This is a genomic window from Fibrobacter sp., from assembly GCA_024399065.1.
In the GTDB taxonomy this organism is placed as follows: Bacteria; Fibrobacterota; Fibrobacteria; order Fibrobacterales; family Fibrobacteraceae; genus Fibrobacter.
Genome location: JAKSIB010000033.1, coordinates 1 through 12,325 on the forward strand (window position 1 = coordinate 1; position 12,325 = coordinate 12,325).

The 12,325-nt window shown below is 50.6% G+C and carries 11 protein-coding genes; 7 read left to right on the forward strand and 4 right to left on the reverse strand.

The window, feature by feature from the left end; genetic code table 11:
• A partial coding sequence (locus MJZ25_13185; protein MCQ2125128.1) for a hypothetical protein occupies positions 1 to 242 on the forward strand: 242 nt, incomplete at its 5' end.
• A gap of 65 nt (positions 243 to 307) precedes the next feature.
• Here MJZ25_13185 and MJZ25_13190 read toward each other — a convergent pair.
• The 3 genes from MJZ25_13190 to MJZ25_13200 all read right to left on the reverse strand — a co-directional run bounded on the left by MJZ25_13190 (position 308) and on the right by MJZ25_13200 (position 4,052).
• Positions 308 to 1,042 carry a hypothetical protein gene (locus tag MJZ25_13190; protein MCQ2125129.1) on the reverse strand — a complete coding sequence of 245 codons (735 nt, stop codon included), beginning with the start codon at positions 1,040 to 1,042 and terminating at the stop codon, positions 308 to 310.
• Positions 1,042 to 2,172 (reverse strand): hypothetical protein, encoded by a 1,131-nt coding sequence (locus MJZ25_13195; GenBank protein ID MCQ2125130.1) that lies wholly within the window; start codon positions 2,170 to 2,172, stop codon positions 1,042 to 1,044. The genes MJZ25_13190 and MJZ25_13195 overlap by 1 nt, the downstream gene beginning before the upstream one ends.
• A gap of 167 nt (positions 2,173 to 2,339) precedes the next feature.
• The gene (locus tag MJZ25_13200) at positions 2,340 to 4,052 is read right to left on the reverse strand and encodes an ABC-ATPase domain-containing protein (protein MCQ2125131.1); all 1,713 of its coding nucleotides are present in this window, start codon (positions 4,050 to 4,052) and stop codon (positions 2,340 to 2,342) included.
• Positions 4,053 to 4,232: 180 nt separating this feature from the next.
• Here MJZ25_13200 and MJZ25_13205 point away from each other — a divergent pair, with 180 nt between their 5' ends.
• From MJZ25_13205 to MJZ25_13230, 6 genes are all read left to right on the forward strand, one after another.
• On the forward strand, positions 4,233 to 4,769 hold the full coding sequence (locus MJZ25_13205; GenBank protein MCQ2125132.1) for a PEGA domain-containing protein: 537 nt from the start codon (positions 4,233 to 4,235) through the stop codon (positions 4,767 to 4,769).
• Positions 4,770 to 4,953: 184 nt separating this feature from the next.
• A complete protein-coding gene (locus MJZ25_13210; protein ID MCQ2125133.1) occupies positions 4,954 to 5,847 on the forward strand; it encodes a hypothetical protein in 894 nt (297 codons plus the stop codon).
• Between the two features lie 43 nt (positions 5,848 to 5,890).
• On the forward strand, positions 5,891 to 6,613 hold the full coding sequence (locus MJZ25_13215; GenBank protein ID MCQ2125134.1) for a response regulator transcription factor: 723 nt from the start codon (positions 5,891 to 5,893) through the stop codon (positions 6,611 to 6,613).
• On the forward strand, positions 6,601 to 8,565 hold the full coding sequence (locus MJZ25_13220; GenBank protein ID MCQ2125135.1) for an ATP-binding protein: 1,965 nt from the start codon (positions 6,601 to 6,603) through the stop codon (positions 8,563 to 8,565). Before MJZ25_13215 ends, MJZ25_13220 begins: the two co-directional genes overlap by 13 nt.
• 65 nt (positions 8,566 to 8,630) lie before the next feature.
• Positions 8,631 to 9,968, forward strand: coding sequence for an ATP-dependent 6-phosphofructokinase (locus tag MJZ25_13225; protein MCQ2125136.1), 1,338 nt, complete (start codon positions 8,631 to 8,633; stop codon positions 9,966 to 9,968).
• A 41-nt stretch (positions 9,969 to 10,009) separates the two neighbouring features.
• Positions 10,010 to 10,762, forward strand: a complete 753-nt coding sequence (locus MJZ25_13230; GenBank protein MCQ2125137.1) for a hypothetical protein — start codon at positions 10,010 to 10,012, stop codon at positions 10,760 to 10,762.
• A gap of 162 nt (positions 10,763 to 10,924) precedes the next feature.
• Here the strand turns inward: MJZ25_13230 and pta are convergent, their stop codons facing one another.
• Positions 10,925 to 12,316: a phosphate acetyltransferase gene (gene pta, locus MJZ25_13235; GenBank protein ID MCQ2125138.1), complete on the reverse strand. Its 1,392-nt coding sequence runs from the start codon at positions 12,314 to 12,316 to the stop codon at positions 10,925 to 10,927.
• Positions 12,317 to 12,325 lie beyond the last annotated feature (9 nt).

Consider the following 12,325-nt stretch of genomic DNA (forward strand, 5'->3'; position numbering starts at 1 on the left):
TAAGCACATCTCCGATTCCTTCAATCTTCCCGGCAGTCTCTCAGGATTGCCGTCCCGTTCGTTCGGTCCTTTCGGGCGTCCCGTTCGAGGGTGAGGCCAATTATAGAATTTTCGTGGACAATGTCAAGGGTTTTTCTCAAAAAATTTCAACTTTTTTCACTTTTTTCGCAAATAACGGGATTTATTCCACATTCCCGCCAATTTATCAACATTCTGTCAACAGAAAAGTTTTTTACCCCTAACAGTTCCATGTCGTTTTTCCGACCAGAACCACTCTTTTTTCCCTAAAATAATGATGACGGCGTTTTTATCGATCCGTTTTTACAGCTTCATCTGCACGATCGAACCTTTGCCATTCGGAGCCCAGCGCAAGAGGAGTCCCCGACACAATTTCATCGACCATCAACGAGACTATGTCAAAATCATTTATTCGAGATAACCCATAAGTCCTGACCTTACCGTAGGCAAGAATCTTTTGGGATGACGGATTCACAATCGCATAGGTGGCAACAAGTCGAACGTCCAATTCATCGAACTTGTGATTTTCCGTATAAACTAAAATCGGAGCAATGATGATATTTACACCACCAGCAATTCCTTCATTTGTCTTCAACGAGGGAATGCGCAGAGTATCTCTGGCATTACGCTGCACTCTCCCGCTGTCCAACGGAACAGCCTTAGGCACAAAGGAAAACGCGTCGTCGCCAACTTGCTTTACGAACACTTCCTTAGAAATATTTTTTGCAGACTTCTTCAAACGCTTATTGAACCACGCACCGAAATTATCGCGATACTCAGTCCACTCTTCATTGAAGAAACGATAGTTGTCAAATACCGGTTCCGAATAAACAAAACGAACCGTCGTCGGCTTCTTATTCCACTCCTGATCAACCCAGGAATACTCTTTCTCAAAATCAACGTATCGATTACTGTTCGTGTAATTCGTAATATCAATAACAAGCCCCAACATGGTCGTGCAGCCGGCAAGACCAAGTGCAATAAGGCACAGGAACAACAAAGAGAATATACGAGTCCTAACCATTATTCCATCCTCATGGGAACGCCGAGATGAAAGCCTGCAGACAGGGACAACTTCTGCCCGATTCCGGAGCGCTTCTTTCCGCCAGAAGTCATCGTGGAATAATCAATCAGATACTGGGCGCGAAGATCGATGTCAAACACACCCGAAATCGGAATCAGGAAATCGCCCTGCACTCCAACAAAAGGCGTAAAGCAATCATCCTCTTCTTTCGTGCCGGTAAAATCGTAGGAGGTCTTAGCGATTCCAAAAAGAACATCAGCCATGTAGTATTTGTGCTGAAGAAGGGAAAAGCCCGAAGCGATTCCTCCTGCAAAATCCTCGACACCAACTTCTTCGTTTTTAAGATTGTAGAACTGAGTCTGCAAGAAAAATTTCCAGATACGCAATTCCACCATCAGAGTTCTTCCAGAAGCACCATCAACAAAGTCTCCAATACTTCCGCCATAGAACGACTGTGCGTAACCATAGTTTATCTGTAAATGATGAACTTTTCGGGCGTTCCTCAAATGCTGTTTTTCAGCCTTGTCCGCAACACCAGGCAATACCGCAGGCAACTTGCCTACCCACTTGCTTTTGGGGTTCCTGTTTTCGAAACTTATCCAGTTCTCTTCAGACTTCTGAATTTCTTCCGTTGTTCCGCCGCCATAGCTAAACACCAAACGTTCCAGGAAAATTCCAAAGAATTCCTTGGTATCGCGGGCTACGTCTTGATAACCAGCATATTCCTTTAAGGCACCATAGTTGACATTGATTGCAAAATTTCTTTCTTCCCTATAATCCCCGTCACCAACCAGCGACTTTCCGGCACGGTACGTTCTTATAGAATCCTGATTTTCAAGGAGAGCGAAAGCCCTTTCCCATAGCTTCTGCTTATCTTCCGCATTTGCATTCTGGATTGCATAACAGACCATCAAGAATTCTTCGTCAAAAGAAAGAAAGACCTGATTAGAATCAAGGGATGCAGACCAACCATCTGCGTATCCCACCAAAGTGACTGCAGAACCTGAATCAAAACTGGAAGTCAATAGCTTGAACTTTTTGGAAGCCAGGTCTTCATTCTGTGCAGCCGCCAAAGCCGGTGACAACAAAAGCGCCACCAGCAAAAGCACACATTTTAAACCTTGGAACATTCTGACCCCCAACAAAAAAACGCCTACGCCACAGAGGCATATGCGTTCTTAATATACAATAAAAGTTTGTACCGAAAAGCGCAAACAAAAATTTTTTTGACGCGATCTAAAAATACAAATATTTTGGTGCCCACGCGGGGGTAACTTTCGCAGCGCAGACGCCTACTTTATTTTCGTCCTTGGTCGCGGAGGCGGAACAGCACACAGGCGATGTCCACGGGGCGGGCAAGACTCATCTCGCGGCTCATGCCTTGAGGCAGATTGCGGAAGCCCACGTTCCTGATTTTTTCGCAGAGCTTTCCGATGCAATCTACGATGGAGGCTGCGGAAGAATCGTCGCCGGAACTGTTACTGATAACATTCTGGCAGAGGTTCAACAGCATGAAGCCCGCACCCAGGCGCTGTTGCTTGTCGGCGAGGGTGACCAGACGGCTGGTGTCTGCCACCAGGAAGCCCATTTGCAACAAAGTGTCGCCAGAAAGTTTCACCTTGACTTGGCGTTCCACGGCGGAGGTGGGGCGAATGCTGTTCTGGATGGGCTTGATGTATTCTGCAAAATTGCGACAAGCGGGAGCGACGAAGGGCGGCAAGTTTGCCGGAGTCGTTTCAACAGTTCCCTTGAACTTTGCACATTCAGCCTTGTAGTTTGCCATGACGATAATGTTGTCCGCAAGTTCCAAGTAGTCGCCACAGGCGCCAGCCACAAGAATAAAGCTACGACCCTGAGCTGCAATATCGCGAATGCGGTCGGTCAGCGGGATAAGCGGTTCGCGGTCATCACCCAACAGTTTGCGTACTCGGACATCGCGAATCAAGAAATTCACTGCGGAGGAATCTTCGTCAATGAGGTAGGTTTTGGAACCCGCCTCCATGGCCTCAAGTAGGTTGGCGGCCTCGCTTGTGGAACCGGAGGCGCTTGCGGTGGTAAACTCGCGGGTGCTTACACCGCCCGGAAGATCTCGCACAAACTGGGACAGGTCCGTACCGCGGACACTGCGACCGTCTTCAACACCTACGCGAAGGGCCGATTCATCGATGACGATTCCCTCGCGGCCATCCCCAGGGACATGGGGGTAGACGGAGCGAGTCAAAGCTTGGAGCAAAGTGGACTTTCCGTGGAAGGCACCACCCGTAATAACGGTAACGCCCTTGGGGATTCCCATACCGCGGACTTCGCGCCCGTTCACCTTCAAAGTCACGGCCATTTCGGCGGGAGCCTCAAAAGGAATTGCACCCGGGAGCGAATCCTCGCTTATACCCGAAGCACGGGGAAGCACGGCACCATCAGGCACAAAGGCAGCAAGGCCACGAGCATCCAACTCCTTCAAAACCTCTGCACGGTCAGCCAGTACATTATAATGGGCAGTCAATTCCGGCAAAACACCGCCTTCACAGCGGGAGCCTTCATTATATAAGCTAGCAGAAACCAGGTCCGGAAGGACCATGGTCAAAATTTCGGCGGCAGCCTCGGCCTGGATCTTTCGACCTTCGCCCGGCAACCGTACCTGAAGAACCGCACGCAACTCCCCGTTATCGATCCAGAGGGAATTTCGCACCAGCATTTCAGGTCCAGCCACGTCAAAAACAACAGCGGCATCCTTGTCCGGATACTTTTCCTTGACCACAGCGCTCATTCGGCGGAGCAAAAAGTCACTCAAAGCCAGTCTACGTTCAAAGGTTCCACCCCATTCGGAAGGGTACCCCAGCATCTGGAGGTTCGCCTTAATCATGACCCTGGAAGCCGGAGCAAACGGATCGCCCTGCACATGAAGGAATTCCAGGGAAAAATCGCCAAAATCCCATGGTTTATCAGCCAAGGACTTGTACAAACCGTAGTTTTTCCCTGCAAGTGTGCGGATTTTTTGATAAAGAGCCTTCATGAAATACCGTAAAAACTGTTAAATGCCCGATTTTTTCATCAATAAAGTTAACAAAAAAGCGATGTTTAACGGAAAACCAACCCTTTTATATAATGTTCAATAACTTTTTCATTAAAAAAGTATTAAATTCTCAAAAAATCTTTGTATTTTATTACGCAAACTATAATAGGAGTTAAATCCATGAAGAAACTTTCCATTATTGCCCTTATGGTTGCATTTATGTTCACCGCAGCCGTAGCTGACGATGATCCGCCTCCTCGCAACAAGCCGGCAACCGTTACCATCATCACCAACCCGCCTAACAGCGACGTGTACCTCGGTGGTGAAATGCTCGGTAAGAGCCCCATTGAAAACATGAACGTCAAGTCCGGCCGTCAGACCCTCGTGGTGATCGACCAGGGCTACGAACTGGTTAACCAGCGCGTCAACGTTTGGCCGGGCAACGACAAGCGTAACACTTTCGACTTCGGTACCAAGATTCCTAAGGGCCACGTCAAGGTGACCACCAATCCTGGCAAGTGCATCATCTTCATCGATGGCGACCAGGCTGACAAGACCGATGGCGCTCCGCTCACCGTTCACAACCTCGACGCTGGCGACCACATGGTTCGTGCAGAATGCTCCAACCGCAAGTCTGCTGAAGCTCTCGTGACCGTCAAGGGTGAAGAAACCGTTGAAGTCACTCTCGACGCAACCGGCAAGAAGAAGAAAAAATAATCAAGTAATTACGATTTTTCTCTCACACTGTTTATAACAGTAAAGCCTTCGGCACTTGCCGAAGGCATTTTTTTGTCCATAATACGAACAAAGCGTCAAAAAGCCCCCATTATAGGTATTGCTAAAACTACTTTACGAAATTTTTATTTATTTTCAGATTAGAATTTTCTCAGGGTAGTATATAATGAAATTCAAGATTTTTGCGCTTGCAGCAGCTATGCTCGTAGGCCAAGCATTTGCCTTCATTGGCTTCGGTGTGCACTACGCACCGAGCTTCAACACCAAGTTGGACGCATCCAAAGGATTCTCCGACGTGACCCCGGAAAAGCTTAAGGAATACAATATTCCTGGCGCTTATGAAACAAAGATTGAATACTTCCATGAAGGCATGGACGAACCCATGATCCACGGCCTCGGTTTCAAGATCTGGTTGGACAGTATTTCCATTGTGGACATTGAAGCAACCGTCAACCTCCAGTACGGTTCCTACAACGCCAAGATCCGCACAGAAGTCACAAAGCCCACTTTAGATCTCCTGAATCCTCTCGAAACAATCACCCGTGAAGACAACCTGCAGATCGATATGTCCGGCACTCCCTTCGGCACCGCAACTCCCAAGTTCGTGGCCATGAACGGCGACCTTTCCGTGACCTTCCCCTTCCTTACTTCCCTGGTCACCTTGGTCCGTCCCTACGTTGGTGCCGGTGTAACCGTGTTCATGAACACCTTCGTCATGGATGACGAATTCATCAGTGATCTTGTGAACGATGAAGAATTCCAGAATATGCTTGCCAACGAAGTCATCACAGGAGCAACTGACAAGGCTGAAGAAGACGCCAAGAAAAAAGCCCAGATGGTGATGAACAAAGTCAAGGAACAGGCTAAGAAGCAAACTTTGAACTACACTATCGGCGGACACGCCATCCTGGGTGCCCGCTTCAGATTCCCGTATATTCCCCTTGCCATGTACATCAACGGCAAGTACTACTTCGGTGAATACTTCAGCAACGACAAGCATCCCGATGAAATCACTCCGGGTCATTTCGCTGCAGAAGCAGGTATAGGACTTTCTTTCTAACAAAAAATTTTAATTAGGTGCGAATAAAAACAGGATCCCCAAAATGACACAAAATACTTGCAGCACTAACATCCTCATTATCGAAGACGAAATCGCCATTGCCGAAGGCCTGGTCGATCTTTGCGAATTGAACGGCTACCGCGTCAAGCACGTCGTCAACGGCGAAGACGGTCTCGCAGAAGCCTTGACCGGACAGTATGGTCTTGTCCTTCTGGACCTCATGCTCCCGGGCATGGACGGCTTTACCGTTTGCGACAAGATTCGCGAACAGGACAAGAGTCTTCCCATCATCATCCTTTCTGCAAAGAATGCCGATGAAGATATCATCAACGGCCTGAAGTACGGCGCAGACGACTACATCCCGAAGCCGTTCTCCGTTCCCATGCTTCTTGCACGTATCGAAGCAGTGCTCCGCCGCAGCCGCCAGTCCCTTGAAAACGAAGGCAAGCTGGTTGCTGGCAACCTGAAGGTGAACTTCCGTGAATACACCGGCTTCCGCGGTGACGAAGAACTGGCATTCACCCGTAAGGAAATCGAAATTCTCGAATACCTGTGGAACAACCGCGACCACGCCGTTCCTCGTGCCGAACTCCTCCGCAAGGTCTGGGGTTACGAAAACGCTGAATCCGTGGACACCCGTACTGTGGACATCCACATTACCAAGCTCCGTAAGAAGATTGAAGACGATCCCGCTCATCCGAAGCTTTTGGTGACCTTCCGTGGCGAAGGCTACCAGATGCGTTCTGCACCTGAATGCGCAAGATAAAATTCAAAGAAATCAAATCTTACGTAATTAAGCACCAGACTATCATTAAAGAACGTCTGGTGTTTGTTTGCATTTTCCTTGCCATCGCAATCCCGATGATGATCTTCATGGTTCGAAGCTACGAGCAGTCCCAAACTCTCGAAGAGAAGAAACTTGAAGAGACCATCAGCAATGCCTACGCGAACCTCAACGAAATTTTCGGCAACGACATCAACCGAGAAAATAACCGACCCTACAAGGACTACGGTATTCTCCGTTCTATTTCCGTTATCGGCGGTAACAGCCATCTCGTTTCCGAATTCGTCGCATTCCCCGACACCAGTGGTCCGTTCTGCGCATACAACCCGCAGCTCAACTACTGCCAGAAAGGTCTGGTGGGACACTTCCAGATTTCCCATAACGGAAAGCTGCTGACCCCGTTCTATCCGGACTCCGACACCGACGTGGGTAGAAGCTTCTGGGAAATCATCTCCCAGGACCAGCCCCGCGAACGTAAGGCCACCCACGACTTGATCCAGAACTTGCTGGACCAGTTGAACATAAAGAACAAGTCCGCCACCACAAAGATCCCGCTTCTTTCCGACACCACGGCGACCATTGACGACTTCACAGAGAATTACGTCAAGGATTCCACAAAGCATGTGGAAATCAAGATTCCTTCTCGAATTGAACAGACCTCCGAAGAAGAAGCATTTACCTACTGGGCAGAAAACGCCCGCATCGATAACGAAGTCTATCCTTACGCAGACAACGGCTACGAAATCGACACTACCCAGGTCAGCGTACGCGCCATGGAACAGACACTGCAGCAGCAGATGCTGGCTGGCGGTACAAAGATTCCTGTGACTGTGGAAAACATGCAGGTGAAGGCTACGGACGTCTACCTGGTATTCTTCCGTCAGATTTTCATCGGTAAGCTGGCCGTGATCCAGGGCTTCGTCGTAGACAAGGTCGTGTACCTGAACTACATGACCCAGGAACTGCACGACATCTACGCACGACTCCCCTACGCCATCGAACTTTGGGAAGGCGGAAGCCCCGTTATCAATCTCGGCTTCAAGAACAGCCGCTACGAGTTGCAGGCTACCAAGCCCATGCTCGCTCCCTACGAACGTTTTACTTTCAAGATGTACACCGACAGCGCGGTCAACACTTCCGGTATCACCCTCCTTCTTGCCGGAATCGTCGTGCTTCTTGTGATTGCAATTTGCATGATTACCATCTACCGCTTCATCCAGAGCAAGGTGGCCCTCGCGACCAAGCGTCAGGACTTCGTCTCCGCAATCACCCACGAACTGAAAACTCCTCTCACCGCCATCAAGATGTATGCGGAACTGCTACAAAGTTTCGGCGGTCTCAACGAAGAGAAAAAACAGAAGTACTACAACCAGATTGCAAGCGAAGCCGACAGACTTTCCCGCTTGATCCAGAACGTATTGAACCTTTCCAAGCTGGATGGCAACCGTTGGAACGTGCAGCTCCGCAAGGAACGTCCGAAGGCAGTGCTTGACGACTTTATCGCCACCTACAGCAGGAATGTGGAAAAGCAGGGCTTTGAATTGACCGTCTCCTCCGACACCGACGCAAGCAACGTCAGCCTGCTCATCGACCGAGACGCCATTATGCAGATTCTTATGAACCTGGTGGATAACTCCCTGAAGTTCTCCAAGAATGCCGACTACAAGATGATCAACATCGAGCTGGCCATCAAGGGAACCGACATGTACCTGGCCGTGCGCGACTATGGCCCGGGTATTCCGCCTTCTGAAATGAAGAAGGTGTTCCAGGAATTCTACCGCGTGGAAAACGAAATGACCCGACAGACAAGCGGAACGGGTATCGGTCTTTCCATGGTGAAGAAACTTTGCACATTGTGTAATATGAAGATTGAAATTGAAAACGCAAATCCTGGGTTGAGGACTAAAATCCACTTCCCGTCGTTGTCAATTTAATTGGTGTTTATGTATTTTTGGACTGCTGTAGGGAGCAAAACCAAGAATCACAAAAGGATGATGGTATGACACAAGAAGATATTCTGCAAAATCCAGGCGAATACGACCTTTCCATCGAAACCGTAGGTCAGGGAACCCTGAAGTCCCCCATGAAGGGAATCCAGTTCGTTTCCGATAGCGAACAGGTCAGCTTGACTACAGACGTCAAGCGTTTGAAGGAATTCTACGAAAAGAACATTCCGGTGCCCAGCCTGGAAGCTGCCGGCCCCCGCGAAACCATTTTCCACGACCCGGCCTGGACCCGTGCAGGCATCGTGACCTGCGGCGGCCTCTGCCCCGGCCTCAACAGCGTGATCAAGGGTCTCGTACAGACTCTCTGGTTCGACTACGGCGTTCGCAACATCTTTGGTATCCCTTACGGTTACCGCGGTCTCAACCCGCAGTACGGTTATTCTCCCAAGGTTCTGAACCCGGATGTGGTTGACGCCATCCAGGAAGACGGCGGCACCATTCTCGGTAGCTCCCGCGGTAACCAGGACGCAGCCGTCATGGTGGACACCTTGATGCGCCTCAACATCAACGTGCTTTTCTGTATCGGCGGTGATGGCACTCTCCGCGGCGCCCACGACATTGCTGAAGAAGTTAAAAAGCGTAAGCAACCCATTTCCGTTATCGGTATTCCCAAGACTATTGATAACGACTTGAACCTAATTGACAGAACCTTCGGTTTCGAAACTGCAGTTCTCAGTGCTACCGACGTTATCACCTGCGCCCATAACGAAGCAAACGGTGCATTCAACGGTCTTGGCCTGGTAAAACTCATGGGTCGCGACTCCGGCTTCATCGCAGCATACGCAGCACTCGCCACCACCGTGGTGAACATCTGCCTCGTGCCCGAAGTTCCCTTCACTCTGGAAGGTCTCTGCAAGGCTCTCGAAAGCCGTTACGACAACGGTAAGACTCACGCAGTGATCGCTGTGGCTGAAGGCGCCGGCCAGGAACTCTTCAAGGACCAGCCCGAACGCAAGGACGCCAGCGGCAACATCCTGAAGAATGACATTGGTGAATTCCTTACCCGCAAGATCAAGGAACACTTCAAGAACGTGGGCAAGGAAATCAACATCAAGTACTTCGACCCCAGCTACATGGTCCGCAGCACCCCGGCAAAGGGTACCGACGCCATCTTCTGCTTCCAGCTTGCTGAAGCTGCAGTACATGCAGGCATGGCCGGCAAGACCGACATGGTCGTGGGCAGCATGAACAACGTGTTCTCTCACGTGCCTATCGAATACGCTGTCAGCGAACGTAAGAAGATCAACCCCAACGGAACCCTGTGGCACGCTGTGCTGGGCATGACCCGTCAGCAGGACTACTTCTCCGGTAAGGGCAAGGGTCACAAGTAATCCTTAAAAAATCGAGATTGGGGCAAAAACAAACCTCAAGAATGAAGAAGCTCCTTGTCATCCTACTGTTGCTAGCCGCATGGGCCAACGCAAACGAAGACCTTCGTGTTGCGGATTCCTGCTACGCAGCCAGAGCGGAAAGGGCTAACGGAGACAAGGCCAGCAGCAAGAATGCAAAGCTCATGGTCGAAAGCTACAAGAAGGCCATGAGCGACACTACCGTTCTTGAAGAGGCAACCACTGGTTACATCAGAAGCCTCTACTTCAGTTTCAGATTCGTCCCCTTCGACAAGAAGCAGCGCAAGAGCAAGCTGGATTTTCTAAAAGTTGAAAGCGAAAACGCCTATAGAAAATATTCCAAGAACAAGGAACTGGCCCACATCTACGTTTCCGTCCTTTCCATCTGGGGCAATGAACGTGGGGCTCTTAAATCCGTGAAGGAAGGCGTGGCCACCACAGTGCGTGACGTTGCCACCGCAGCGGAAGACTGGCAGGTCCTGGGCCGCGCCCACTTTGTCCTGCCTTACGTTCCCCTAGTTCTTCCCTGGCCCGACAAGAAACTTTCCGACAAGTACTTGACCATGGCCATGCAGCAGGACCCCAAGGACCTGTACAACTACTTCTTCCTGGCGGAACTTCGCTTTGACCAGAAGCGCTACGCAGACGCCCTCAACCTGATCGAGCGTGGCCTCTCCCGAGGAATCCGCACCAGCTTCTTCATGGAAGACAAGCGCGCCCGCTGGCACCTGAAGGAACTGCAGAAGAAGATCAACGAAAAACTGGACAAGAAATAATCTTGATTCGCCCGGCCTCGACGAAATCTGAAAAAAAACTAAATTAAAAAGCCCCGCGATCGCGGAGCTTTTTAATTACGAAGTACGAGACTTATAGTCACGGCGGAGCCGCCTAACTAATTTTCATAATTCATAATTATAAAAAGCCTTGGGCTTTTTTATTTATGCCTGTGCCTGAACTGCAGTGAGAGCGATGGTGTAGACGATGTCTTCCACCAAGGCGCCACGGCTCAAATCGTTCACCGGCTTTGCCAAGCCCTGGAGCATGGGGCCGATTGCGATGGTGCCCTGAGCGGATCGCTGCACAGCCTTGTAACCGATGTTACCGGCAGAAAGATCCGGGAACACGAATACAGTAGCCTTGCCAGCCACTGCGGAGCCCGGAGCCTTGAGGGAGCCAACGCTGGGAGTGGTTGCAGCATCATACTGCAGCGGGCCATCGAGAGCCATGTCGGGGCGAGCAGCCTTAGCGATTGCGGTAGCTTCCTTAACGAGGTCCGCGTCCGGACCCTTGCCGGAATTGATGGTGCTGTAGGAGAGCATTGCCACGCGGCTGGGGAGGCCGAAGGCCTTCGCAGTGTCGTCGCACTGGAGAGCGATACCGGCAAGTTCTTCTGCGGTGGGGTTCAGATTGATGGCGCAGTCGCCGTACACATAAGTCTGGCCCGGCAGGCACATGAAGAACACGGAGCTCACGGACTTGACACCCGGGGCAGTCTTGATGATCTGGAGGGCCGGGCGGAGAGTATCAGCGGTAGAATGGATGGCGCCAGAAACGAGGCCGTCCACTTCACCCATCTTAAGCATCATGGTACCCAGCATCACGTTGTCAGCGAGAGCGGCGCGGGCAGCTTCTTCAGTCATGCCCTTGGCCTTACGGAGTTCAACGAGAGTGGGAACATACTTTTCAGCAAGTTCTGCGCTGGGTTCGATAATTTCAATGTTAGCCGGAAGCTTAACGCCCTTTTCCTTGGCGACAGCTTCGATTTCAGACTTCTTACCGATGAGAACCGGCACTGCGATGCCGCGTTCAACAGCGAGAGCTGCTGCCTGGACGGTACGGGGTTCGGAACCTTCCGGAAGAACGATGCGCTTCACGGACTTGGAAGCCTTCTGGAGAAGACCTGCGCGGAACATAGCCTGAGAGGTCTTGCGTTCAGCAGCGGGTTCAGCAAGGTTGCGGGCAATGCACTTGGGGCAATGCATAATGCGGTTGGGGCAGTACAAATCTGCGTCATCGTCACCGCAGAAAATCTTTGCGTCGAGAGCGGTAGCCAGCTTATCGTTGTACTTGTAAGCGGCAGCAGCGCTCATGCCCTGGGCACCTTCAACCACAACAACGTCCACGGCGTCAAAATTCTGGGCGATAAAGTCAGCAGCGATCTTTTCCATGAGAACGGCACTTTCGCCGGACTTCAGCATTGCAACGGCAGCTTCGCCATTAACGGACGGCTTGTAGGTAGCGGCCTTGAGACCTGCAGCGGCAACAGCGTCGCATGCTTCCTTGACCTTGGCAGCCATATCGGCAGCGGCAACGAGATATACGCGATTCATAAAAAACTC

What these genes read in the sequence shown, in the direction of transcription:
- MJZ25_13215 (MCQ2125134.1), top strand. Translation starts at nt 5,891, where the DNA reads ATGACACAAAATACTTGCAGCACTAACATCCTCATTATCGAAGACGAA.
- MJZ25_13230 (MCQ2125137.1), top strand. Translation starts at nt 10,010, where the DNA reads ATGAAGAAGCTCCTTGTCATCCTACTGTTGCTAGCCGCATGGGCCAAC.
- MJZ25_13200 (MCQ2125131.1), bottom strand. Translation starts at nt 4,052, where the DNA reads ATGAAGGCTCTTTATCAAAAAATCCGCACACTTGCAGGGAAAAACTAC.
- MJZ25_13220 (MCQ2125135.1), top strand. Translation starts at nt 6,601, where the DNA reads ATGCGCAAGATAAAATTCAAAGAAATCAAATCTTACGTAATTAAGCAC.
- MJZ25_13210 (MCQ2125133.1), top strand. Translation starts at nt 4,954, where the DNA reads ATGAAATTCAAGATTTTTGCGCTTGCAGCAGCTATGCTCGTAGGCCAA.
- MJZ25_13195 (MCQ2125130.1), bottom strand. Translation starts at nt 2,172, where the DNA reads ATGTTCCAAGGTTTAAAATGTGTGCTTTTGCTGGTGGCGCTTTTGTTG.
- pta (MCQ2125138.1), bottom strand. Translation starts at nt 12,316, where the DNA reads ATGAATCGCGTATATCTCGTTGCCGCTGCCGATATGGCTGCCAAGGTC.
- MJZ25_13190 (MCQ2125129.1), bottom strand. Translation starts at nt 1,042, where the DNA reads ATGGTTAGGACTCGTATATTCTCTTTGTTGTTCCTGTGCCTTATTGCA.
- MJZ25_13225 (MCQ2125136.1), top strand. Translation starts at nt 8,631, where the DNA reads ATGACACAAGAAGATATTCTGCAAAATCCAGGCGAATACGACCTTTCC.
- MJZ25_13205 (MCQ2125132.1), top strand. Translation starts at nt 4,233, where the DNA reads ATGAAGAAACTTTCCATTATTGCCCTTATGGTTGCATTTATGTTCACC.